Raw genomic sequence first — 21,953 nt, 5'->3', positions numbered from 1 at the left:
TCGTTAGGGCGATGGCGGCAGGCCATATCGATCGAGGGGCGCGACGTTAGCCCGCCTCCGCCACCTTGCCAACCCAAGGTGCATTGAACCTTTTTGGGACCATCGCCCCGCTTTGGGACGGATTTACGGCAAAGCGTCCGGAATTTCACGGTTTCTCATCAGGCGGGCGGCGGCCTGCGCCTTGGGGTCGCCCGCCGCCTCCTCCAGGCCGCGGACGACGCCGGCGTGGTCCTCCGCCTTGCGGTTCTGGCTCATCTTCCGCTTGGCGTCGATCCGGGTGATCGGCAGCCGCAGCCCGACGATGCCCCGCAGCTGCGCCCGGATGAAATCGGGCGGAGCGTCGGCAACCGCCCAGGGCTGCGGGCGCGCCGCCTCGTGACGCTCCGTCAGGCGCGTGACGAGGCCGAGCAGGCGGTCGGCGTCCTCGAAGAACTCCACCGGCCCATAGGCGTGCACCGCCACATAGTTCCAGGTCGGCACCACCTTGCCGTCGCGCGCCTTGCTCTCATACCAGGACGGGGTGACATAGGCGTCCGGCCCCATGAAGACCGCCATCGCGTCCATCGTCGGCGGCTCCCGCCATTGCGGGTTCGCCTTCGCCACATGGCCGTAGAGCGTGCCCATCTCCCCCTCCCGCTCGTCGAGCAGCAGGGGCAGCGGCGTGCAGATCAGCCCGCCCGCCGTGGCCGTGACCAGATTGGCCAGCCCGGCGGCGCGCATCGTCTCGTGGATGAAAGGCAGGTCGGTCTCAAGAAACGCGGGGGGAATGTACATGCAGGCCTCCTGATCGGGAGCAGAGTGTCCCCGAAAACCGGCCTGAACGGAACGGCCGGTTCCGATCTTTCTCGGTGGTCCAATTATTGATCGCGTCGCGACACCGGGCATTGACCCGTTCCGAAAAGCCGCACAGTTCCTGCTACAGTCCAGCGCTTTTCCCGAAACGACAGGAGGCAGCCATGGCTCCCAGCGATGGAGAGATCGAAAAGGACGGGCAGATCCGCGAGAAGCTCGTCGCCACCAAGGAGAAGTGGGCGCAGGAGGGGCGCGCGCTGACCGGCCACACCGCCGACCCGGCGCGCGAGCGGCTGCCGCCCGGCCAGCGGCTGGTCGAGGACTGGCCGGTGCTCGACCTCGGCGTCGTGCCGCGGGTGACGACGGAAAACTGGACGCTGGCCGTCGACGGGCTGGTGGAGAACCCGGTCACTTGGCGCTGGGCCGACTTCCAGGCGCAGCCGCAGGAGAGCTTCGTCTCCGACATCCACTGCGTCACCACCTGGTCGCGCTACGACAACCGCTGGGAAGGGGTGAGCGCGCGCCGCCTGCTGTCCGTGGTGAAGCCGAAGCCGGAGGCGCGCTTCGTCGTCTGCCATTCCTCGGACGGCTACACGACCAACCTGCCCCTGGACGCCTTCGCGGACGAGGACGTGCTGCTCGCCACGACCTGGGAAGGCCAGCCGATCAGCCGTGACCATGGCGGCCCCGTCCGAGTCGTCGTGCCGAAGCTGTATTTCTGGAAAAGCGCCAAGTGGGTGAAGCGACTCGAGTTCGTCGCGGAGGACCGGCGCGGCTATTGGGAGGTCCGCGGCTATCACAACGAGGCCGATCCCTGGAAGGAAGAGCGTTACTCGGAATGAAACGACAACATTCCGGCAGAAGAACAAAGGCGCGTTCTTCAGGTCGAGCGTCATGAAACGACGACGGCCGCCGGCTGGTAAGACCAGTTGAGACGGCGGTTGCGGCAAATTGCTGCCGCAACCGCGCCAATTGCGCCAGATCATTCCCTTGCTCCGCACTGGTGACGTAGCCGTACGCGCGTCGGGCGACTCACATTCGGACGCAAGGGATAAGCAATGACAGTGGACTCGGTCACGATTGCCCTGGTGGGCAGCGGTGGCGCCGGCGCGATGACCGCCGGACAGATGCTGCTGGATGCCGCCGCCAACGTGGGATGGTACGGTTTGATGTCGCGGTCCACCGGCCCGCAGATCCGGGGTGGCGAGGCCGCCGCCCTGGTTCGCCTGTCGCCGACGCCGGTTCATGGTCCCGGGGACCGCTTCGACATCATCATCGCCTTCGACTGGCAGAATGTGGAACGCTTCGCCGCCGAGCTGCCGCTGTCGGACAAGAGCGTCATCATCACCGACCCGAGCCAGGGCGAGGTGCCGGCGGTGCTGGCCGCCAGCGGCGCCAAGCAGGTCGAGCTGCCCATCAAGGAGCTGGCCGGCAAGATCCCCGGCGGCCGCGTCAACATGGTCGGCCTGGGCGCCGTCGCCGCGATCATCGGCCTGCCGCGCGCGGGCATCGACGCGGTGATCCAGAAGGCGCTGGGCAAGAAGGGCGACGCCGCCATCCAGGCTTCCAACGCCGGCATCGACGCCGGATCGAAGGAAGTCGCGGGCTGGAACCTGGGCCTGGAGCTGGCCGCCCCGAACAAGGACGGCGCCACCCGCTGGAACATCTCCGGCAACGAGGCCGCCGGCCTGGGCGCCCTGAAGGGCGGGGTGAAGTTCTGCGCCGCCTACCCGATCACCCCCGCGACCGAGATCCTGGAGTGGCTGGCCCCCAACCTCGCCAAGACCGGCGGCAAGCTGGTGCAGGCGGAGGACGAGCTGGCCTCCATCGCCATGTGCCTGGGCGCCTCCTTCAGCGGCGTGCCGTCCATCACCGCGACCGCCGGCCCCGGCCTGTCGCTGATGACCGAGTGCATCGGCCTGGGCGTGGCGTCCGAGACCCCGGTGGTGATCGTCGACGTGCAACGCGGCGGTCCCTCGACCGGCATCCCGACCAAGTCCGAACAGTCCGACCTGAACATCGCCGTCTACGGCCTGCACGGCGACGCCCCGCACCTGGTGGTCGGCCCGACCTCCATCGGCGACTGCCTGTTCACCACCCAGTGGGCGGTGCATCTGGCCGAGGCCCTGCAGACCCCGGCCATCGTCCTGTCCGACCAGGCCATGGGCCAGTCGCGCGCCATCATCGACAAGCCGGCCGACGCCCCCTACACGGCCAAGCGCCTGCTGGCGACCGATCTGGGCGGCGAGGACAAGTACAAGCGCTACGCCAACACCGAATCGGGCATCTCACCGGCCGCCATCCCCGGCATGCCGGGCGGCGAGCACACCGCCGACGGTCTGGAGCATGCGGAGAACGCCCTGCCGTCCTCGCAGGCGTCCGACCACCAGAAGCAGCTGGACAAGCGTCTGCGCAAGCTGACCAGCTTCGACTTCGGCGACGCCTGGGCCGACATTGAGGGCGAGGGCGAGATCGCCGTCGTCACCTGGGGTTCGGCGACGGGTCCGGCGCGCGAGGCGGTGCGGCGCCTTCAGGCCGCGGGCAAGAAGGCCCGTCTGGTCGCCATCCGCCTGATCTCCCCGGTGCAGCCGTCCAAGCTGGCCGCGGCGCTGGAAGGCGTCACGAAGGTCCTGGTCGTCGAGCAGACGCACGGCGCCCAGTTCCACAAGTTCCTCCGCGGGCATTACGACCTGCCGGGCGAGGTGTCGGTGTTCAGCCGCCCCGGCCCGCTGCCGATCCGCGCGCGTGAGGTTCACGAGACGCTTCTTTCCCTGATCTGACCGGCCGGAGCACGAACGACATGGATACCCACCTGACCGAGGACGTCGTCGGCCCGATGCCGCACGACTACAAGTCCGACGTGAAGCCCATCTGGTGCCCCGGCTGCGGCGATTACTCCGTGCTGGCCGGCATCACCCGCGCCATGGCCAACATGGGGCTGAAGCGTGAAAACACCGTCGTGGTGTCGGGCATCGGCTGCTCGTCGCGCATTCCCGCCTACACCAGCGTCTATGGCTACCACACCGTGCACGGCCGCTCGCTGCCCGTGGCCGCGGGCGTGAAGCTGGCCCGTCCGGAGCTGGACGTGCTGATCTTCGGTGGCGACGGCGACGGCTTCTCCATCGGCGGCGGCCACTTCCTGCACGCCTGCCGGCGCAACGTGGACATGACCTACATCGTCATGGACAACCAGGTCTACGGCATGACCAAGGGCCAGGCCTCGCCGACCACCGAGTCCGACTGGTGCGAATCGAAGCTGACGCCGGAAGGCCCGGGCGTGAACCCGATCCAGCCGGTCGCGCTGGCTCTGGCCTGCGGCGCGAACTTCGTCGCCCGCGGCTTCTCCAACGACCCGAACGAGGTCGCGCGCCTGATCGTGGCGGGCGTGAAGCACCCCGGCTTCTCCGTCATCCACATCCTGTCCCCGTGCGTCACCTTCCGCCCGGAGCAGCGCAACTGGAAGAGCACGGTCCACCCCTACGGCCGCGAGCCGACGGACGACCCGAACGAGGCGATGCGCGCCGTCCTGGAGGACGACGGCTTCGGGCTCGGCATCTTCCTGGCCGGCAACCGCCGGCCGTTCCAGCCGGCGTCGAAGGACAGCCACACCATCGCCCAGATCGAAGAGAGGTTCGCGGTATGAAGGCGAAAGTCGAGAATGGCGCGTCCAACGTGGGCCTGTTCCTGGCCCACGCCCTGGAGCTGGAGATCGAGGCGGCCGACCGCTACAACGAGCTGGCCGACAGCATGGAGGCCCACAACAACGTGGAGGTCGCCAAGCTGTTCCGCGACCTCGCGGGCTACTCGGTGAAGCACGCGGAAGAGGTGAAGCAGCTCGCCCGCGAATACGGCTCGCTGCCGAAGGTCGCCCCCTGGGAGTTCCAGTGGGACGCCACCAAGGAGTCGCCGGAGGCCGCGGCCTTCGAGAACGCCCACTACCTGATGAAGCCGCACCACGCCCTGAAGATGGCGCTGCTGAGCGAGCACCAGGGCAACAACTACTACGCCTCGGTCGCCGCCGAGACCAAGGACCCGGAGGTCGCCCGCCTCGCCCGCGAGTTCGCGGACGAGGAAGCCGGCCACGTCGCCCTGGTCCGCAAGTGGCTGGAGCGCTACCCGGCCCCGAAGGAAGGCTGGGACGAGGATCCCGATCCGCCCAACATTTCGGATTGAGGCCCCTCAGACGGGAATGGTAAGGACGGGGCGGCCCTATGGCCGTCCCGTTTTCATTTGGTATCCGGAATGACCGTCGGACTTGAACCCACCGTGCCCTCCCCCTGCGTCAGCGTCTGCAAGATGACCGAGGACCGGTCGCACTGCATCGGCTGCCTGCGCACGCTGGCCGAAATCCGCGCGTGGAAGACGATGGCGGATGAGGCGAAACGCGCGCTGTTGGTGGAGCTGGAGGGAAGGCGCGCGGCGGTGGGGGTGTAGGTCGGGGACGTATTGCCCCCACCCTACCCCTCCCCCGCTTCGCAGGGGAGGGAACTCCGCCGGCTCCGCAATCAAAGCCCTCCCCTGCGCAGCGGGGGAGGGAGGGACCCGCGAAGCGGGAGGGTGGGGGCAATGCGGGCCTCACGCCCCCCGCACCACCGCCAGCCCCAACCCCTCCAGCGCGGCGCGCAGGTCCTGGAACTTGCGGACGTAGCGGCCCTTGTAGGTCTCGAAATCGGCGGCGATGGCCGCTTCGGCGTTGTTGCCCTTGCCGAATTCGGCGACGCGGTGCGGGTTTTCCGCCCGGTACAGGGCAAAGGCGCCCTCAACAACGAGATCTTCAGCGACCAGAGCGGGGGCGGTCATGATGGTGGCGTCCTTGACGAGGTGTGTGTCGAAGCGCGGCGGCGGCACGCTTCATGTGTGCGCCGCACCATAACAAACACCACAACAGGACGGATTAATCCAAAGGATCAGGCCGTCGCCCCGCGCAACATTGTCATGCGATCCCGGTCGACCCGGATGCGGTCGAGATGCTGCGCCACCACCGCGGTGATCGGCAGCGGAAGTTCCTTCTCCAGGGCCGCGTCGTAGCGGGTGACGCATTCCGTCTCGCCGCGCTGCACCTCGTTCAGGATGGCCTCGCGGTCGTGGCCCAGCACGTTGTTCTTCAGCTCCAGGAAGAAGCGGTGCGCGCCGCCGATGACGGTGCCGCCCATGTCCGGCGCCCCGCCCTGCTCGGCGACCAACCGTTGCAGTTCCCGAACGATGGCGCCGCGCTGGGCGGCCAAATCGTTGAACAGAGCCTTCAGATCGTCTTCCTGCACCGTCTCGGCGGCTTGGCGGTAAGCCTCGTGGCTGTCCTCGACGATGCGAATGAGATCGTTGAGCGTGTCGACGATCTCGTCCTTCCCCATCATGGCCGCTCTCCCTGGCGTGCTGCCCTTCGGAACGGTCAACCTCCAGCCGCGCCAAAGGTTCCTCGCACCTCTCCCGGTACCCCCCTCGGTAACGGCCCTCGGTAACGGATCAGCATCCGGCCTGTTGAGCGGGGCAAGCCCGATGGAGGGCGTTCCGAGAACGAAACCCCAAAACGAAACGACGGAGAGACGACGTGGCCAACAGCAGCAAAGAAACCCTGATCGACTGGCTGCGCGACGCGCACGGCATGGAGAGCCAGGCCGTGGAGATGCTGGAGCGGCAGGCCGAGCGCATCAAGAACTACCCGGAGGTGCTGGCGAAGGTGCAGGAGCACATCGAAGTGTCGAACCGGCAGGCCGACCGCCTGAAGCAGTGCCTGCAAAAGCTTGGCACCGACACCTCGGCCATCAAGACCGGCGTCGCCATGCTGATCGGGAACGCGCAGTCCCTGTCCGGCGTGATCACGTCCGACGAGATCGTCAAGGCGGCGATCTTCGACTACTCGTTCGAGCATTTCGAGATCGCCAACTACCGCTCGCTCATTGCGGCGGCGGAACAGGCCGGTGAACCGGACATCGCCCGGACGCTGAAGCAGAGCCTGGACGAGGAACTGGAGATGGCCGCCTGGCTGGAACAGCGCCTGCCCCAGCTGACCAAGACCTATCTGGAGCGCAAGGAAACCGCCGGCGTGGCGGAAGCCAAGCGCTGAGGCTGCCTATGGCCTGGGGAAGACGCGTGTCTCCCCAGGCCGGTGCGGTCATCAGGACGCGGCCAGCGCCGCGGGGTGGCGGGTGGCGGAGCGGTCGCGCCACAGGCTCCAGAGATGGCCGGACAGGACCATGGCGTCCGACGCGAGGCCGAAGGCCGAACCGGCCAGCATGTTGTGACCGGCGCCGACGACCGTGGAGGTCAGGAAGAACAGGCGCATGGTCCCGACCGTGTTCTGCCAGCGGCCGATCGTGCCCAGGATGAAGCCTGCCGCCGACAGGGCCGACATCGGCCCCTGCCACGTTGCAGCCGCCACCGCCAGCGCCGCCGGAACGGTCAGTGCGAAGGCGACGCCGAGCCAGCGCGGCCGCTCCTCCGGGTAGGCGGTCGCCAGTTGCAGGAGGCCGAGCACCGACATCAGCATGCCCGTGTGGGCGCCCAGGCACAGAAAATGGATGACGAACAGCGCGGCGGCACCGGCCTGCGCCGCCAGGATCATGCGCCGGTCCTGCAGCAGCGTGGACAGCGTGCCCAGCGCGAGCCCGGCAAGCCCCGTCGCCGCGACGAGCGACAGGTGCGGCATGTAGTGCAACAGGAAAACCATGATCGGACGCCTTCTCCCGCTTGTGCGGGGCACCGGAATGCTGCGTTGCAGCAAAGAAATCTGCGAAGGCGGCGGACGTTAGGCGCGGATGGTTAAGCGGATATGAATCACCATGTGATGAAGAATGGCTGATAGCGCTGCGCCAAATCCGGGGCAGCGACGGATCAAATCCGGCTTGAAAAACAATGGCAAGATCGGGGGCAAGACCGGGGGCAAGATCGGGACCAAGCTGAGCCAGGACCGCGGGTATAACCCCATCGTTCAGGGCTTGGGCTGGACCTTTCACCTTTGCGACGTTTCCTCGGCGGCGTTCCGGCGGCATATTTCCGCGCCGCAACATTTGCTGCCGTCTGAAACAATGCCGCGAGCCCACGATGAACCAGTCGATCCGTTTGGACGCCCTGATCGCCGACCGGCCCACCTGCAGCCATTGCGGCCAGCCGATGCGGGCGGGCGAGCCCCATTGGGCCGGCGACGCGGAAAACCGCCCCTGGCATTACGGCTGTGCGGAAAAGGCCGGGCTGACCATGTCCTGGTCACGGCTGCGGCAACGCCGCGCGTCCTGAGGACCGAGACTGATTTGGGACCGATCCCGCACCCGCGCTGTTGTCCCGGACAGATCCGTGACATCCGTGGAGGGGAAGAGATGAAGGGAAGCCCGCGCAGCGTCTGGCTGTCCATGACCAACCGGGCGGCAAATCAGGCTGTCGGTTTCTGGAGCGGCCTGTTCACCGCGGCGGCCAAGCGCAATCAGGCCGCCATGCTGAACGCGATGACCAAGCCAACCAAGGCCAAGACGCGGTCGAAGACGACTCGCACGCCAAAGAAAAAAGGCCATTGAGGCTGCGTCCGGGCAAAACAAAAGCCGCCTTGCGGCGGCTTGATGTATCCCGGAAGAAGAATGGCGCGCCCGAAGAGATTCGAACTCCTGACCCCCAGATTCGTAGTCTGGTGCTCTATCCAGCTGAGCTACGGGCGCATCCGGCTTCTTTTTCGCGACGTCGTCGGTGACCATCCGGCGTCGAGGCGCGCAACTTACTCAAAAGAGTTTTGGGCCGCAAGCGCTTTTTTCACCCCATGCGCCGGAACCGCAAACCGGCCATTCGGGCAGGTCGGGAGCCCCGGATTGCGTCCCCCATCGGCCTTGCGTTATAAGCGGCGGCAAGTTTCTTTCGGAGACCAGAGCCGTGCCCGAAGCCGTTCCCTTCAACAAGCACTTCCCCGTGTCGTGGGAGGAGCTTCACCGCAACGCCAAGGCACTGGCCTGGCGCCTGATCGACAAGGGCCCGTGGAAGGGCATCGTCGCGGTGACGCGCGGCGGCCTCGTCCCCGCCGCGATCATCGCGCGCGAGCTTGAGCTGCGCCTGATCGACACCGTCTGCGTGTCGAGCTACGACCACCAGAACCAGCGCGAGGCGATGGTCCTGAAGGGCGTCGAGGCATCGGGCGCCGGCGACGGCGAGGGCTGGCTGATCATCGATGACCTGGTGGACACCGGCAAGACCGCGGTGATCGTGCGCAAGATGCTGCCCAAGGCGCATTTCGCCACCGTCTACGCCAAGCCGGCCGGCCGGCCGCTGGTCGACACCTTCATCACCGAAGTCAGCCAGGACACCTGGATCCACTTCCCCTGGGACATCGAACTGCAATTCTCGCAGCCGATCGCGAAGCAGCACCGCGGATCCTGACGAAAGTCATAGATCGCGGGCATCATAGATCTCAGGGCGCCATAGAACGCTTTGGTTGCACCGCTTACATCGGCGAAGCCGCGCTCGATTGATCGTGCGCGGCTTCGTTTCTTTACCGCAATGTTAACTTTCAATACGCGATAAAGGCGGTGCAACTCTAATTGCGCGATCGCCACTCGCATGTTCGACGCGTCCGACGACGACACCACCCTCCGTAGGAAGATCAACGAGCTGGTCGCGCGACTGCCCGCCAGCCTCGTCTACAACCTGTTGAGCGAAATCGAGGGGATGGACGGCGAGTCGCCGGAACGGATCCAGCTCGTCCGGCTCTATGTGATCGAGCATCTGAACCGGCAGCGCACGAACCGCGCCCGGCGCCTGTTCACCACGCTGTTCGAATCCTTCATGATCGACGACGACGTGCTCTACCACGCCGGCATGGCCGTGCCCGGCATGGTGCAGCGCCTGGACGTCGGCGCCCTGTGGGAACTGCTGAGCCGCGACGGCTTCCCCGTCCTGGCGGTCGAGGCGCAGGAAAAGCTGGACGAGATGGCGCGCACCGAGGTGCTGGACCGCGCGCTGCGCTCGCCGGAGGCGCTGGCCCTGATGGAGCGCATGCGCGTGGCCGCCGTGAGGCACCTGGACATGGTGCTGTCCAGCCGCAAGACGACCGACGACGCGCTGGCCGCGCTGTCGCGCAACCGGGCGCGCCGCACCCGCCTGCTGTCGGCCTACCTGGACAAGGCACCGCATTTCGAGGCCGGCACCGTCCAGACCATGCGCGACATCCTGGCCCACGCCGACGGGCCGGGCGCCCCGATCGCGCTGATCGACGAGAAGCTGAAGACCTTCCCGGCGCCGAGCCCCAACGCCTGGGAGCAGGAGCGCGCGGCCGACCGGCTCCTGAACGCGGTGGACGACCTGTCCGACCGCTTCCGCGACAACGCGTCCCTCGCCCAGCTGCTGCCGCTGTCGGTGGCCAACGTGAAGCGCAACTACGCCGCGGTGGGCCTCTACATCCGGCAGAGCGGCGTCGATCCCGGCCGCGGCAACGCGGTCAGCGATGCTCTGACCGCCCATTTCGTGGCGACCATCCGCTTCCTGACCGCCGCCCTGACCACGGTGCTGAAGCTGAACGAGCGGGTCCCGGGCTCCGCGATCCGGCCGAGCCTGAAGGAAAAGGCCCGCATCAACGCCCTGATGCAGCGGCTGGCCCAGGTGATCGAGGCGGTGACCGCGTCCGGCCTGATGGAGGACCGGCGCAGCGAGCCGACCTTCCGCAACGCCTGGGGGACCGCCAGCAAGATCGTCGTCACGCGCGTCGCCGCCATCGCCATGGAGCGGTCCGCCCAGGCCGCGGTGGCGCGCCGCCACGCGGTGATCGACCACGAGGACGTGATCTGGCTGGACCGGCTGATCTGGGACTGGCAGGAGCGCACCCGCGACTTCGGCTACGAGACCTACGAGCTGTCGAAGTGGCGCGAGACCCTGCTGGAGGAGATGCGCGCCAACGTCGAGAAGGCGATGAAGTTCGAGGAGACGGACTCGCTGGACGAGCGCATGGAGCATCTGCTGCGCATCAACGGCATTAGCACGGTGTTCGACCAGCGCGTCAGCCGCTGGATCCCGACCACCAGCCACAACATGACCCGCCTGCTCAGCCACCGGCTGGAACGCGCCCGGGACATGGGCCCGGCGGAGCGTGAAATCATCGACGACCTGATCGCCACCGCAAAGACCGAGGTCGGCAAGTCCCGCTATTGGAAGAGCAACGAACTGGTCGACCTGATCGAGCTGTCGGAGAAGGCCCAGAAGCCAGTCGGTTGACGGTCCGGGTCGGTTGACAGTTGACGCAAGCGGACTTGCGGGTGTGTCAAGTATTGCCCCCTCCCCATCCCTCCCCCGCTGACGCGGTGGAGGGGGCTTGGGCGAAGCGGCGGCAGTCCCCTCTCCCGCGCAGCGGGGGAGGGTTAGGGAGGGGGCAAACGCGTCACAGCACCCCCGACGACCGGTGCCGCGGGTCCAGCAGGTCGCGCAGGCCGTCGCCCAGCAGGTTCAGCCCCAGCACCGTCAGCGCAATCGCGCCGCCGGGGAATATCGCCTGCAAGGGGGCGGTGAACAGGAAGGTCTGGGCGTCGCCCAGCATCTTGCCCCAGGAGGGCGACGGCGGCTGGATGCCGAGGCCGAGGTAGCTGAGCGCCGCCTCGTTCAGGATCGCCACGGCGAACAGCACCGTCGCCTGCACGATCACCACCCCGGCCACGTTCGGCAGCACATGCACCAGCGTGACCGACAGCGGCCCGCGGCCGAGCGCCAGCGCCGCGCGCACGAACTCCCGCCGCCACACCGCCAGGGCCGCGCCGCGCGTGACCCGCACGAAGACGGCGGCGTTGAACAGGCCGAGCGCCAGCACGACGTTCACCGCCCCGGCCCCCAGCACGGCGGTCAGCAGGATCGCCGTCAGCACCGCCGGAAAGGCGAAGGTCAGGTCGGCGAGTCGCGCCACCGCCTCGTCCCCCCAGCGGCCCCAGACCGCGGCGGCGAGGCCCAGCGGCACGCCCAGCGCCGCGCCCAGCGCCACCGCCGCCGCCCCGACGGCCAGGGAGTTGCGCGCGCCGACCAGGATCATCGACAGCACGTCGCGCCCGAAATGGTCGGTGCCCAGCCAATGCTCCGGCCCCGGCGGGCGGAGGCGCGCGACGACGCGGATCTGCTCCGCCGGAAAGGGCGTCCAGGCGAGCGACAGCAGCGCGGCCCCGACCACCAGCGCGGTCAGGACGGCGCCCAGGACCAGACTGGCGGGAAGACGGCGCGTTCTCACGCCGCCACCCGGGGGCGCGGGTCGACGGCGGCGCAGGCGATGTCGACCAGCGCGTTGACCAGCACGACCATCACCGCCAGCAGCACGACCACCCCCTGCACCACGATCAGGTCATGCTGCCCGATCGCCTGGTAGAGCAGCCGGCCGAGCCCCGGCAGGGTGAAGACATTCTCCACCACCACGGCCCCGGCGACCAGGAAGGCGAATTGCAGGCCGAGGATGGTCGTCACCGGGATCAGCGCGTTCGGCAGCACATGGCGCAGCAGCACGGTCCGCCGCCGCAGGCCCTTGGCGCGGGCCGTGCGCACATAGTCCTCGCGCAGCGTGTCGAGCGCCGCGGTGCGGGTGATGCGGGCGAGGATCGCCGCCTCCGGCAGGGCCAGCGCGATGGCGGGCAGCAGCAGCGCCTTCAGCGCCGGCGCCGCGCCCATCCCCCAGCCGGGAAAGCCGCCGGCCGAAAACCAGCCGAGCTGCACGGAGAAGCCCAGGATCAGCAGGATGGCGAACCAAAAGCTGGGCACCGCGATGCCGACCTGCCCGAAGGCCATGACCGCCCAGTCGCCCGCCCGCCCCTGCCGCGCCGCCGCCAGCAGGCCGAGCGGGATCGCCAGCCCGGCCGACAGCAGCATCGCCATCAGCGCCAGCGGCAGGGTGATCTCCAGCCGCTCCGTCACCAGCCCGGCGACCGGGCGCGCGTAGGTCAGGCTGGTGCCGAGGTCGCCCGTCAGCATCCCGCCGACCCAGGCGGCGTAGCGCACGGGCACCGGCCGGTCGAGCCCCATCTGGTGGCGCAGCGCCGCCACAGCCTCCGGCTGGGCGCTGGTGCCGAGCATCAGCAGCGCCGGGTCGCCCGGCACCACCTCCAGCACGGCGAACACCACCAGCGTGGCGAGCCACGCGGTTAGCGCCAGCGTCAGCAGGCGGCGCGCGAGGAAGGCAAGCACGCGGGTCGAGTCCTGTGGCGGCGGTCGAAGCGGGGAGCGGTCGTCACTTCCACCGCACGCCGGTCACGTCGTTGGCCTGCACCGGCCGGTTCAGCCACATGCCTTGCAGGCCGGCCTTCTGCACGGTCGCGGCCGGCAGCATGAAGAGGAAGCCGTTGACCGCGTCGTCGGCCAGGACGCGCTGCTGCTCGCCGTAGAGGAAGTTGCGCTTGTCCATGTCCTGGGTGCGGTCCAGCTCCGCCTGCACGGCGTTGAAGCGCTCACTCTTGTAGTTGAAGTAGTAGTCGGGGCGGGCGTAGACGTCGATGTCCAGCGGCTCCGTGTGGGCGATCAGGGTCAGGTCGTAGTCCTTGCCCTTGAAGACCTTCTCCAGCCAGGGCGCCCATTCCATCGGCTCCACCTTCGCGCGGATACCGACCTCGGCCAGCATGGCGGCGATCAGCTCGCCGGAGCGGCGGGCGTAGATCGGCGGCGGCAGCTTCAGCACCGTGTCGAAGCCGTTCGGGTAGCCGGCCTGGGCGAGCAGCGCCTTGGCCTTCGTCGGGTCGTAGGGATAGAGGCCGGTCAGGTCCACATAGCCGGCGCGGTGCGGCGGGAAGTGGCTGCCGATGGCCGACCCGTTGCCGAACAGCACGCCCTCGATCAGCGTCTTGCGGTCGATGGCGTGGGCCATGGCCCGGCGCACGCGGACGTCGTCGAAGGGCTTGCGGGCGTTGTTGGTGGACAGGATCGTCTCCCCCTCCGTCGTGCCGACCATGACCGTGAAGGCCCGGTCGTTGCGGAACTGGGGCAGCGCCTCGTAGGTGTCGAACTGCGGGAAGCTGTCGATGTCGCCGGCCTTCAGGGCGGCGACCTGAGCCGCCGGGTCGCTGATGAAGCGGAAGGTCACCCGCTCCAGCGCCGGCTTCGGCCCGTCATAGTCGGGGTTGCGGGCCAGCACCACGCGGTCGCCGGCCACCCAGCGCTCGAACTTGAAGGGGCCGGTGCCGACGGGAGTCTGCTTGTTGCCGGCGGCCGAGTCCGGCCCGACGATGGCGGCGTCGCCGGTCGCCATGTGGAACAGGAACAGCCCGTCCGGCCGCGACAGCGTCACCACCGCGGTGTGCGGGTCCGGCGCGTCCACCGCGGCGATGGCCGCGAAGTAGCTCTTCTGCGCGTTCACCGAGTCGGCCCCGCGCGCGCGGTCGAGCGAGAACTTCACCGCCGCCGAATCGGCCAGCCGGCCGTCGTGGAACTTCGCGTTCGGCCGCAGCAGGAAGGTGTAGGTCAGCCCGTCCGCCGAGACGGTCCAGCGCTCCGCCAGGCCGGGGATCAGGTTGCCCTCGGGGCCCACGCGCAGCAGCGGCTCGAACAGGTTGGCGTAGGTGACCTCCTTGATCGCCGCCGCCGCTCCGGCCGTGGGGTCGAGGTGCGGCGGCTCCAGCCGCATGCCCACAACGAGGTCCGCGCGCGCCTGCGCCCGCGCGGGGGTGGGTGCCGTCCCGAACGTCACCGCCCCGAGCGCAAGGGCGGCGGCAAGCGCAAGGCGCGCGGTGCGGTTCGGCATGACGGCATCTCCCCCGATCGTTATCTCGGCGCGGGATGATGCGGTGGAGCCCGCCGGAGCGCAAGGCCGCAGGCGGCGTCATACCCTCTCCCGCCCCGGGAGAGGGTGGCGCCGAAGGCGCCGGGTGAGGGTACCGACAAGGATCAGCGGATTATCCTTGCGCGACCCTCACCCCTCCCACGCCTTTGGCGCGGGCCCCTTCCCTCTCCCGGGACGGGAGAGGGGATTGAGCGCATCCCTCACGCCTCTCCCAGGAAAGACTCGTACTGCCGGCTGATGGCGCCGACGGCGGCCTCGACGAGGCGCTGTCCGTGTTCCGGCCGGGCGAGGCCGGGGGCGGAGCCGATGCGGCCGTCCGGGTGGCGGCGGCGGAAGTCGCGCGCGTCGTAGAAGCCGCCGGCCGCGGCGGTCTCCGGCTCCATTGCTGTGGTCTTGATGGAGTCGGGGAAGGCGTACTGGGTCACCGACACCTCGCTGGGCGTGGCGTGGGAGCCCTCCTTGTTGCCGAACAGTTCCTTCGACAGGCGGGAAACCTCGGCGTTCTCCCACCAGTTGACCAGCGTGCAGCGCAGGTCCGGCGCGTCTTTGCCGCGGAGCGCGCGATTCTCCGCGTAGATCTCGTAGAAGGCGGCGCGCACCGAGGCGATGTTGCCGCCGTGGCCGTTGACGAAGAAGAAGCGCTGGAACCCGTGCTCCGACAGCGACAGGACGTAGTCGCGCAGCAGGGCGATCAGCGTGGAGGGCTTCAGCGTCATGGAGCCGGCAAACTCCATGTGGTGCACGGCCATGCCGACGGGGATGGTCGGCCCGACCATGGCGCCGGTGGCGTCGCCGACGCCGCGGGCGATGACCTCGGCGCACAGCGCGTCGGTGCCGATCAGACCGTTCGGCCCATGCTGCTCGGTGGAGCCGATGGGCAGGATGATGCCCTTGGACGTCTTCAGGTAAGCCTCGGCCTCGGCCCAGGTGCTGAGAAGGAGTTGCACGGTCCCTGACCCTTGTTGTGGTTGGCGTCTCCGCACAGGAATTTAGGACGGATCGGCCGGCTTCCCAAAAGGCGACTGCGGGGCCCTGCCATGCCGCACCCGCCGCGCTGGCAAAACCCCGATGCGTCTCATACACTCGCGTGCGGAGCTTCGGGGGTGACGGTCGGGATGGTTGCAAGGATCAACACGGTTGCGTTCCAGGGGATCGACGTCCTGGACATCGACGTTCAGGTGCAGATGTCCGGCGGCATCGTGGCCTTCACCGTGGTCGGGCTGCCCGACAAGGCGGTGGCGGAAAGCCGGGAGCGGGTGCGGGCGGCGCTGCACGCGCTGGGACTCGCCCTGCCGGCCAAGCGCATCACCGTCAACCTCGCTCCCGCCGACGTGCTGAAGGAGGGAAGTCACTTCGACCTGCCCATCGCGCTCGCCCTGCTGACCGTGATGGGCGTGCTGCCCGACGAGGAGATGAGCCGCTATTGCGCCCTGGGCGAGCTGGCGCTGGACGGGGCGCTGAGCCCGGTGGCCGGCGTGCTGCCCGCCGCCATCAACGCGCTGGCCCGCGACCGCGGGCTGATCGTCCCGGAACCCTGCGGCGGCGAGGCCGCCTGGGCGGGCGAAGCGCTGGACGTGCTGGCGCCCGCCAACCTCTTGGTTTTGATCAACCATTTCAAGGGCACCCAGGTCCTGACCCGGCCCCGGCCGCGCCTTCAGGAGGCCGCGGAGGCGCCGCTGGATCTGCGCGACGTGAAGGGGAACGAGACGGCCAAGCGCGCGCTGGAGGTCGCCGCCGCGGGTTCCCACAATTTGCTGATGATTGGCCCGCCGGGGTCCGGCAAATCGATGCTGGCCGCGCGCCTGCCCGGCCTGCTGCCGCCGCTCGACCCGGCGGAGGCGCTGGAGGTCTCCATGATCCACAGCGTCGCCGGTCTGCTGGACGACGGCAAGCTGCTGCGGCAGCGGCCCTACCGCGCTCCGCACCAGTCGGCGAGCCTGCCGGCTCTGGTCGGTGGCGGCACGCGCGCCAAGCCGGGTGAGATCTCGCTGGCGCACAAGGGCGTGCTGTTCCTCGACGAACTCCCGGAATTCCCGCGCGCGACGCTGGAGGCGCTGCGGCAGCCGCTGGAGACCGGAAAGTCGGTCGTTTCGCGAGCGAACCACCACGTCACCTACCCGGCGCGGGTGCAGCTGGTCGCGGCGATGAACCCCTGCCGCTGCGGCCATCTGGACGACCCGTCGCTGGCCTGCGCGCGGGCGCCGAAATGCGCGGCAGATTATCAATCCAAGATTTCAGGACCGCTGTTCGACCGCATCGACCTGCATATTGATGTGCCCGCCGTCAGCCCGGCCGACCTCAGCCTGCCGCCCCCAGCGGAGGGCAGCGCCGACGTGGCCGCGCGGGTGGCGGTGGCCCGCGCGGTCCAGGCGGAGCGCTACGCGGCGCTCGGCCCCTACCCGGAAGGGCGCGCGGTGCGCACCAACGCGGAGGCCGACGGGGAACTGCTGGAGAGGGTCGCCGGCCCCGACCAATCGGGACGGGCCTTGCTGACCGAGGCGGCGGAGCGGCTGAAGCTTTCGGCCCGCGGCTACCACCGCGTGATGCGCGTGGCCCGCACGCTGGCCGACCTGGAAGGCAGCGACGGCGTGCGCCGCCTGCACATCGCCGAGGCGCTGAGCTACCGCCGCATCGCGCCGGGGCGGTGATCCTCTTTTCCCCTCTCCCCTCTGGGGAGAGGGTCAGGGTGAGGGGGTCCCGCCATCTCGGTACGTCCGGCAAAAGCGCAACCCCCTCACCCTCCCCTCTCCCCGGAGGGGAGAGGGTTAAGCACCCTCACACCGCGTCGTGCTTGCGGATGAACTCCCGCACGGCCGGCATGATGTTCTCGCGCCAGCGGCGGCCGTTGAAGATGCCGTAGTGGCCGACGCCCTTCTGGTAGTGGCGGGACCGCATCTCGTCCGGCAGGGAGGCACAGAGGCGGTGCGCCGCCTCCGTCTGGCCGGGGGCGGAGATGTCGTCCAGCTCGCCCTCGACGGTCATCAGCGCGGTCTTGCGGATGACCGCCGGCTCGACCCGGCGGTCGCGCGAGACCATGGTGCCGTTGGCGAGGTGGTGCTTCTGGAACACCGTCTCGATGGTCTGCAGGTAGAACTCCGCCGACAGGTCCATCACCGACAGGTATTCGTCGTAGAAGCGGCGGTGCTGCTCCGCGCTGTCGCCGTCGCCGCGGACGAGGTGGCGGAACAGGCCGATGTGCTCCCCGATGTGGCGGTCCAGATGCATGGACATGAAGCCCGACAGCTGGATGAAGCCCGGATAGACCTGGCGGAAGCCGCCGGGATAGTAGGCCGGCACCGTGGTGATCACGTTGCGCTCGAACCAGGACAGCGGGCGGGACGCGGCCAGCTGCACCGGCACGGTCGGGTTGGCCGTCGGGTCGATCGGGCCGCCCATCAGCGTCATGGAGCGCGGCTGCACCGCCTCGTCCGCCGCCGCCATCAGCGACACCGCGGCCAGCACCGGCACCGCCGGCTGGCACACGGCGATGACGTGGGTCTGCGGGCCCAGGAAGCGGATCATCTCCGCCACCGTGTCGATGTAGTCGTCCAGGTCGAAGCGGCCGCGCGCCAGCGGCACTAGCCGGGCGTCGACCCAGTCGGTGATGTAGACGTCATGGTCGGCCAGCAGCGCCGCCACCGTGCCGCGCAGCAGGGTCGCGTGGTGGCCCGACATCGGGGCGACCAGCAGGACGCGCGGCTGCGCCGGCGTGCCTTCCGGCTTGGCGAAGTGAAGGAGGTTGCAGAAAGGCTTCTGGAGCGCGAAGCGTTCCGTGATCGCAACGGTCTCGCCGTTCACCACCGTCGTCTTCAGGCCGAAGGCAGGCTTCGGGAAGCGGCGCGTCGTGCGCTCCAGCAATTCGGCGCCGGCCGCCATGGCGCGGCCGAGACGGGTGTAGGAGACCGGGCTGAAGGGGTTCTGGAAAGTGTGCTGGGCCGCCTCGGCCATCAGGCGCATCGGGCGCAGCGCCGCGTGCTGCATGTCGTAGAGATGGTAAAGCAACAGATCCTCGCTAAGGCGGTTGGTCCCGTGCCCGGTCGGGGTTGGGGTGCCAGACATTGGTCGCCAGACATTGGTCGTATGACCCACGGACAGTTTGTGCAGGCATCTAACCAAAGGTCAATAGCCCAACGACCCGGCTCGGACATGTATTTGCAATGGAAACGGTTCTGTGCAGCCTTGAGACCACGCATCGCAGCGCTGCAAAAGAGTCATGCGATGAAAAAAGGCACACCTCCGGCTGCGCACCCCCTCCGCGCACGCGCGCGGAGGGTTGCCAAAGCGGGACAAAGCTTTAAGAAAAAGGCTGATTATGGGACCGCAACGGTCGCGCGCACCGGCAGATGGTCGGACGCGCGACGGGTCAGCACCGTGCGCACCACCTCGAAGGCCGGGATCACCAGCCCGCCGCTGGCGTAGATGCGGTCGAGCCGAAGCGTGGGCATGCGCGCGTGGAAGCTGCGCGGGTTGGCGCAGTCGGGGAAGGCCTGGCCCAGCCGCTTCAGCCGCGGCGAGTTGGGCGTCCACTCGTTCAGGTCGCCCATGAACAGCGTCGGCAGGTCCGGCCGCTCCGCCACCCGGCCGATGATGGTCTCCACCTGCTTGGCACGCTCCCACGGGTCGAGGCCGAGGTGGGCGACGATGACGCGCACCGGGCGCCCCTGCACCTCCACCACGCAGTCGAGCCCGCCGCGCGGCTCCCGCCGGCCGACGCTGAGGTCGATGTGGGCGCAGTCGCGCACGGGCAGGCGTGTCAGGATGGCGTTGCCGTAATGGGCGCGCGCGTTGTGCTTGGTCGGGCCGGCGTGGGCCTTCAGGCCGGTGGCCTTCTCCAGGAAGGCGAACTGGTCGAGCCCGGCCTCCCCGCGGTGGTGCCAGCCGACCTCCTGGAGGCCGACGAGGTCGACGTCCAGCTCCTTGATCACCTCGGCGATGCGGTCGGGGGCGAAGCGCGCGTCCAGCCCGACACAGCTGTGGATGTTCCAGGTCGCGATGCGCAGCGCCGCCATGCCCTCGGGCACCGGTCCGGCGCGCCCGTCGAGACGGCGCCGCGGACGGCGGGCACGCGCGGCGCGCAGCGCGGCGGCGATCCGCTCGACGCGCTCTTGGCTGAATCGGATCACCGGTCTTGCTCCCCCTTCCCTGCTTTTGCCGTCTTGGCCGTCTTCTTCACAAATCGGTTGCCGACCCAGCCGAGCGACAGCGCGACCAGGGCCACGAGAGCCAGCAGGGCCATGTCGGCCGCCGAGGGATCCCGCATCGTCCGTTCCAGCTGGTTGCCCAGCAGGTTGAAGACGAGGATGCCCGGCGCCATCCCCAGCACCGTTCCGAACAGATAGTCGAGGAAGCGGATCCGGGAAGCCCCCGCGACAAGATTGACCACGGTGAATGGCGCCAGCGGCACCACCCGCACGGCGGCGACGGCCAGCACGCCGCTGTCGCCCAGCCGCTCGCTGATCTTGGTCACCGCCGGGCCGCCGTAGCGTTCCAGCGGCTTCTGCCCGGCGGCGCGGCCGGCCCAGAACAGCGCCGTGGCCGAGGCCAGGACCCCGGCCAGCGCGGTGGGGAAGCCCAGCCAGGGGCCCAGCGCGATGGCCGTCGCGGCGACCAGCAGCATCACCGGGAACATCACGAATCCGCCGGCGACGTAGAGCAGCACGAGCCAGAGCGGGCCGAAGGCGACCTCCCGCACCCGCGCGATGGCGGCGAGCACGCCGTCGAGCGTCGCCCATTCCTGCAAGGGGGTGTGGTTCCACAGGCCCCACATGCCGCCGACCAGCAGCAGGACGGCGAACAGCGCGATCCAATGGTGCCGGCGCGGGATGCTGGAGGGCAGGACCCGGCGCACGATCTCCACCGCCCCGACCGGCCGTTCCGGGTCGAACACCCGCGCCTCGGCGACGGCCGCGGCGAGCGCGCCGGGCTCCTGGTCCTCCATCGGCTGCAAGGTGCGGCCGTCGGGACGGCGCAGCGCCTCGATGGTGCGGACGAGCGAGCCGCTGCGGCGCAGCTCCGCCGCCACGCTTTCCGGGGCGACGCCGAGATGCTCCGCCACCAGGGAGTTGCGCACGTCCCCGATGGCCCGGCGGGCCTGCCGTCCCTCCTCCCGGCCAGCCGGCGCCTCCAGCGCCAAATCGCATTCGGTGTCCAGCCCCATGGAGCGGTTGTTCAGGTTGGCGGAGCCGATGCGCAGCAGCCGGTCGTCCACCACCATCACCTTGGCGTGCACGGTGATGCAGGCCCCGCCGTCGGTGAGGGCGACGTACAGGCGGAAGCGGCCGTGCTTGTCCGTTTCCCGCAGCTCCCGCGTCAGGCGGGCGCGGGATCCCAGCATGACGGTGTTCTCCAGCCAACTGGTCGTGCGCACCGGGTTGACGATCACCACCTCCGGCCCGTCGGGCTCGGCCAGCCGCGCCTTCAGCGCGTCGGCCACCGCAGTGGAGGCGAAATACTGGCTTTCCAGATAGATGAAGCGCTGGGCGGAGCGAATGGCCTCCACATACAGCGCCTCCACCTCGCGCACCTCGTCGCGGCCGTTCCAGGCGGGGTTGGTGCGGGCGATGCCGATGGGCATGTCGCGCAGCAGCGGGGTCAGGGTCGGCGGCCAGGGATCCAGGCTGTGGACGGCGGCGCGCTTGGCGTTGATGCTGAGGCGGTGCGGGCGCGACCGGAACGACGCCGGCGGGGGCGGCGGCTCCAGCCGCGTGCCGGTGGCGCGGTGCCAGCGCTCGCGGAACAGCTCCGCCATGGCGCGGGCGGCGTCGCCGTCCACCGCCATCATCACGTCGTGGAAGGGCTCGTACGGGTTGCCGTCCGGCTGGCGGCGCAGCGGCTCGTCGGCGCGGTGGGCGCGCGTGTCCCAGCGGTTGGCGGTGATGTCCAGCCCGCCGCAAAAGGCCAGTTGGTCGTCGATGACCAGGATCTTCTGGTGGTGGCAGGCGCCCGCGGGGTGGTCGCTGTCCAGCCGATAGTGCAGGCGCGGGTGGCTCAGCCAGTTGCGCAGGAACAGCGGCTTCGACCAGCGGGCGAGGTCGAACAGCTCCGCATAGTCCCACTTCAGCACGTGGATGCTCAGGTCGGGCCGGGTCGCGGCCAGCCAGTTCAGCAGGTTGCCCAGCCGGTCCGGACGGCGCGGGCGGCGCAGCTGCGGCGTCAGCCGGATGCGCGCGTCGAAATCCCAGGCGGTCAGGTAGATGCTGCGCCGCGCCCGCCGCATGGCAGCCTTGGCGATGGCGAAATAATCCTCCGCGTCGATGATCACGCCGACGCGCGCCGCCTGTTCCACCCGCCAGACCGTGTGGCCGGGGACCAGGATCGGGGAGGGCCCCTGGACGGGAACGGCCGGCTCCGGCTGGCCGAGGGGGTGACGGGTGGGATCGGGACGGGGTGCGAGCATGCGGTGTGGCCGGGTGTCGGACGGGGTTGGGCGGGCGTGGGCAAGCGGAGTCGCTGCCAC

At 69.2% G+C, this 21,953-nt stretch carries 22 protein-coding genes and 1 tRNA gene; 11 read left to right on the top strand and 12 right to left on the bottom strand.

Going from position 1 to position 21,953, the window contains the following annotated elements; all coding sequences use genetic code 11:
- Positions 1 to 123 precede the first annotated feature (123 nt).
- Complete coding sequence (locus J2851_RS18740) at positions 124 to 774, bottom strand: FMN-binding negative transcriptional regulator (RefSeq protein ID WP_209767934.1); 651 nt, start codon at positions 772 to 774, stop codon at positions 124 to 126.
- Positions 775 to 956: 182 nt separating this feature from the next.
- On the opposite strand from J2851_RS18740, the gene J2851_RS18735 reads away from it, so the two are divergent.
- The 5 genes from J2851_RS18735 (at position 957) to J2851_RS18715 (ending at position 5,226) form a co-directional block, all read left to right on the top strand.
- A complete protein-coding gene (locus J2851_RS18735; RefSeq protein ID WP_209767933.1) occupies positions 957 to 1,634 on the top strand; it encodes a sulfite oxidase-like oxidoreductase in 678 nt (225 codons plus the stop codon).
- Between the two features lie 216 nt (positions 1,635 to 1,850).
- Positions 1,851 to 3,572, top strand: coding sequence for a 2-oxoacid:acceptor oxidoreductase subunit alpha (locus J2851_RS18730; RefSeq protein WP_209767932.1), 1,722 nt, complete (start codon positions 1,851 to 1,853; stop codon positions 3,570 to 3,572).
- 20 nt (positions 3,573 to 3,592) lie between these two features.
- Positions 3,593 to 4,435, top strand: a complete 843-nt coding sequence (locus J2851_RS18725) for a 2-oxoacid:ferredoxin oxidoreductase subunit beta (RefSeq protein ID WP_209767931.1) — start codon at positions 3,593 to 3,595, stop codon at positions 4,433 to 4,435.
- Positions 4,432 to 4,965, top strand: a complete 534-nt coding sequence (locus tag J2851_RS18720; protein WP_209767930.1) for a ferritin-like domain-containing protein — start codon at positions 4,432 to 4,434, stop codon at positions 4,963 to 4,965. The genes J2851_RS18725 and J2851_RS18720 overlap by 4 nt, the downstream gene beginning before the upstream one ends.
- A 69-nt stretch (positions 4,966 to 5,034) precedes the next feature.
- On the top strand, positions 5,035 to 5,226 hold the full coding sequence (locus J2851_RS18715) for a DUF1289 domain-containing protein (RefSeq protein ID WP_209767928.1): 192 nt from the start codon (positions 5,035 to 5,037) through the stop codon (positions 5,224 to 5,226).
- A gap of 141 nt (positions 5,227 to 5,367) precedes the next feature.
- Here the strand turns inward: J2851_RS18715 and J2851_RS18710 are convergent, their stop codons facing one another.
- Positions 5,368 to 5,592: a hypothetical protein gene (locus tag J2851_RS18710; RefSeq protein WP_209767926.1), complete on the bottom strand. Its 225-nt coding sequence runs from the start codon at positions 5,590 to 5,592 to the stop codon at positions 5,368 to 5,370.
- Between the two features lie 107 nt (positions 5,593 to 5,699).
- The gene (locus tag J2851_RS18705) at positions 5,700 to 6,146 is read right to left on the bottom strand and encodes a ferritin-like domain-containing protein (protein WP_246500758.1); all 447 of its coding nucleotides are present in this window, start codon (positions 6,144 to 6,146) and stop codon (positions 5,700 to 5,702) included.
- 194 nt (positions 6,147 to 6,340) lie between these two features.
- Here J2851_RS18705 and J2851_RS18700 point away from each other — a divergent pair, with 194 nt between their 5' ends.
- Complete coding sequence (locus tag J2851_RS18700; RefSeq protein ID WP_209767924.1) at positions 6,341 to 6,856, top strand: ferritin-like domain-containing protein; 516 nt, start codon at positions 6,341 to 6,343, stop codon at positions 6,854 to 6,856.
- Positions 6,857 to 6,907: 51 nt separating this feature from the next.
- Here the strand turns inward: J2851_RS18700 and J2851_RS18695 are convergent, their stop codons facing one another.
- Positions 6,908 to 7,459, bottom strand: a complete 552-nt coding sequence (locus tag J2851_RS18695) for a YgjV family protein (RefSeq protein ID WP_209767922.1) — start codon at positions 7,457 to 7,459, stop codon at positions 6,908 to 6,910.
- Between the two features lie 374 nt (positions 7,460 to 7,833).
- Between J2851_RS18695 and J2851_RS18690 the strand changes: the two genes are divergently transcribed.
- Together J2851_RS18690 and J2851_RS18685 are read left to right on the top strand one after the other, a co-directional pair.
- A complete protein-coding gene (locus J2851_RS18690) occupies positions 7,834 to 8,025 on the top strand; it encodes a hypothetical protein (protein ID WP_209767921.1) in 192 nt (63 codons plus the stop codon).
- A gap of 80 nt (positions 8,026 to 8,105) precedes the next feature.
- Positions 8,106 to 8,300, top strand: coding sequence for a hypothetical protein (locus tag J2851_RS18685; protein ID WP_209767920.1), 195 nt, complete (start codon positions 8,106 to 8,108; stop codon positions 8,298 to 8,300).
- 61 nt (positions 8,301 to 8,361) lie between these two features.
- On the opposite strand, the gene J2851_RS18680 is transcribed toward J2851_RS18685, so the two are convergent.
- A tRNA-Arg gene (locus tag J2851_RS18680) sits at positions 8,362 to 8,438 on the bottom strand.
- 208 nt (positions 8,439 to 8,646) lie between these two features.
- Between J2851_RS18680 and gpt the strand changes: the two genes are divergently transcribed.
- A complete protein-coding gene (gene gpt, locus J2851_RS18675) occupies positions 8,647 to 9,147 on the top strand; it encodes a xanthine phosphoribosyltransferase (protein ID WP_209767919.1) in 501 nt (166 codons plus the stop codon).
- 180 nt (positions 9,148 to 9,327) lie between these two features.
- A complete protein-coding gene (locus tag J2851_RS18670) occupies positions 9,328 to 10,974 on the top strand; it encodes a hypothetical protein (protein ID WP_209767918.1) in 1,647 nt (548 codons plus the stop codon).
- Positions 10,975 to 11,137: 163 nt separating this feature from the next.
- Here J2851_RS18670 and J2851_RS18665 read toward each other — a convergent pair whose 3' ends face one another.
- The 4 genes from J2851_RS18665 to J2851_RS18650 form a co-directional block, all read right to left on the bottom strand.
- Entirely contained in the window at positions 11,138 to 11,968 is an 831-nt protein-coding gene (locus J2851_RS18665) for an ABC transporter permease (protein WP_209767917.1), read from the bottom strand.
- Positions 11,965 to 12,912, bottom strand: coding sequence for an ABC transporter permease (locus J2851_RS18660; RefSeq protein WP_209767916.1), 948 nt, complete (start codon positions 12,910 to 12,912; stop codon positions 11,965 to 11,967). The genes J2851_RS18665 and J2851_RS18660 overlap by 4 nt, the downstream gene beginning before the upstream one ends.
- A gap of 43 nt (positions 12,913 to 12,955) precedes the next feature.
- Positions 12,956 to 14,458 (bottom strand): ABC transporter substrate-binding protein, encoded by a 1,503-nt coding sequence (locus J2851_RS18655; RefSeq protein WP_209767914.1) that lies wholly within the window; start codon positions 14,456 to 14,458, stop codon positions 12,956 to 12,958.
- Positions 14,459 to 14,697: 239 nt separating this feature from the next.
- Positions 14,698 to 15,444, bottom strand: a complete 747-nt coding sequence (locus tag J2851_RS18650; RefSeq protein ID WP_209767912.1) for a creatininase family protein — start codon at positions 15,442 to 15,444, stop codon at positions 14,698 to 14,700.
- Between the two features lie 168 nt (positions 15,445 to 15,612).
- Between J2851_RS18650 and J2851_RS18645 the strand changes: the two genes are divergently transcribed.
- Positions 15,613 to 17,145 (top strand): YifB family Mg chelatase-like AAA ATPase, encoded by a 1,533-nt coding sequence (locus J2851_RS18645; protein WP_209767911.1) that lies wholly within the window; start codon positions 15,613 to 15,615, stop codon positions 17,143 to 17,145.
- 127 nt (positions 17,146 to 17,272) lie between these two features.
- On the opposite strand, the gene J2851_RS18640 is transcribed toward J2851_RS18645, so the two are convergent.
- The 3 genes from J2851_RS18640 to J2851_RS18630 all read right to left on the bottom strand — a co-directional run bounded on the left by J2851_RS18640 (position 17,273) and on the right by J2851_RS18630 (position 21,893).
- On the bottom strand, positions 17,273 to 18,499 hold the full coding sequence (locus tag J2851_RS18640) for a polyhydroxyalkanoate depolymerase (protein ID WP_209767909.1): 1,227 nt from the start codon (positions 18,497 to 18,499) through the stop codon (positions 17,273 to 17,275).
- Positions 18,500 to 18,807: 308 nt separating this feature from the next.
- Positions 18,808 to 19,620: an endonuclease/exonuclease/phosphatase family protein gene (locus J2851_RS18635; RefSeq protein WP_209767907.1), complete on the bottom strand. Its 813-nt coding sequence runs from the start codon at positions 19,618 to 19,620 to the stop codon at positions 18,808 to 18,810.
- Complete coding sequence (locus J2851_RS18630; protein ID WP_209767905.1) at positions 19,617 to 21,893, bottom strand: VTT domain-containing protein; 2,277 nt, start codon at positions 21,891 to 21,893, stop codon at positions 19,617 to 19,619. The genes J2851_RS18635 and J2851_RS18630 overlap by 4 nt, the downstream gene beginning before the upstream one ends.
- Positions 21,894 to 21,953 lie beyond the last annotated feature (60 nt).

It is taken from the genome of Azospirillum rugosum (genome assembly GCF_017876155.1).
In the GTDB taxonomy this organism is placed as follows: Bacteria; Pseudomonadota; Alphaproteobacteria; order Azospirillales; family Azospirillaceae; genus Azospirillum; species Azospirillum rugosum.
The sequence above is the reverse complement of the archived record's forward strand: the minus strand, read 5'-3'. Positions and strand labels throughout refer to the sequence as shown.

Excerpts from the sequence above, each read along its gene's own strand:
- J2851_RS18740 (WP_209767934.1), bottom strand. The coding sequence starts at position 774 with ATGTACATTCCCCCCGCGTTTCTTGAGACCGACCTGCCTTTCATCCAC.
- J2851_RS18735 (WP_209767933.1), top strand. The coding sequence starts at position 957 with ATGGCTCCCAGCGATGGAGAGATCGAAAAGGACGGGCAGATCCGCGAG.
- J2851_RS18730 (WP_209767932.1), top strand. The coding sequence starts at position 1,851 with ATGACAGTGGACTCGGTCACGATTGCCCTGGTGGGCAGCGGTGGCGCC.
- J2851_RS18725 (WP_209767931.1), top strand. The coding sequence starts at position 3,593 with ATGGATACCCACCTGACCGAGGACGTCGTCGGCCCGATGCCGCACGAC.
- J2851_RS18720 (WP_209767930.1), top strand. The coding sequence starts at position 4,432 with ATGAAGGCGAAAGTCGAGAATGGCGCGTCCAACGTGGGCCTGTTCCTG.
- J2851_RS18715 (WP_209767928.1), top strand. The coding sequence starts at position 5,035 with ATGACCGTCGGACTTGAACCCACCGTGCCCTCCCCCTGCGTCAGCGTC.
- J2851_RS18710 (WP_209767926.1), bottom strand. The coding sequence starts at position 5,592 with ATGACCGCCCCCGCTCTGGTCGCTGAAGATCTCGTTGTTGAGGGCGCC.
- J2851_RS18705 (WP_246500758.1), bottom strand. The coding sequence starts at position 6,146 with ATGATGGGGAAGGACGAGATCGTCGACACGCTCAACGATCTCATTCGC.
- J2851_RS18695 (WP_209767922.1), bottom strand. The coding sequence starts at position 7,459 with ATGGTTTTCCTGTTGCACTACATGCCGCACCTGTCGCTCGTCGCGGCG.
- J2851_RS18690 (WP_209767921.1), top strand. The coding sequence starts at position 7,834 with ATGAACCAGTCGATCCGTTTGGACGCCCTGATCGCCGACCGGCCCACC.
- J2851_RS18685 (WP_209767920.1), top strand. The coding sequence starts at position 8,106 with ATGAAGGGAAGCCCGCGCAGCGTCTGGCTGTCCATGACCAACCGGGCG.
- J2851_RS18670 (WP_209767918.1), top strand. The coding sequence starts at position 9,328 with ATGTTCGACGCGTCCGACGACGACACCACCCTCCGTAGGAAGATCAAC.
- J2851_RS18655 (WP_209767914.1), bottom strand. The coding sequence starts at position 14,458 with ATGCCGAACCGCACCGCGCGCCTTGCGCTTGCCGCCGCCCTTGCGCTC.
- J2851_RS18645 (WP_209767911.1), top strand. The coding sequence starts at position 15,613 with ATGGTTGCAAGGATCAACACGGTTGCGTTCCAGGGGATCGACGTCCTG.
- J2851_RS18630 (WP_209767905.1), bottom strand. The coding sequence starts at position 21,893 with ATGCTCGCACCCCGTCCCGATCCCACCCGTCACCCCCTCGGCCAGCCG.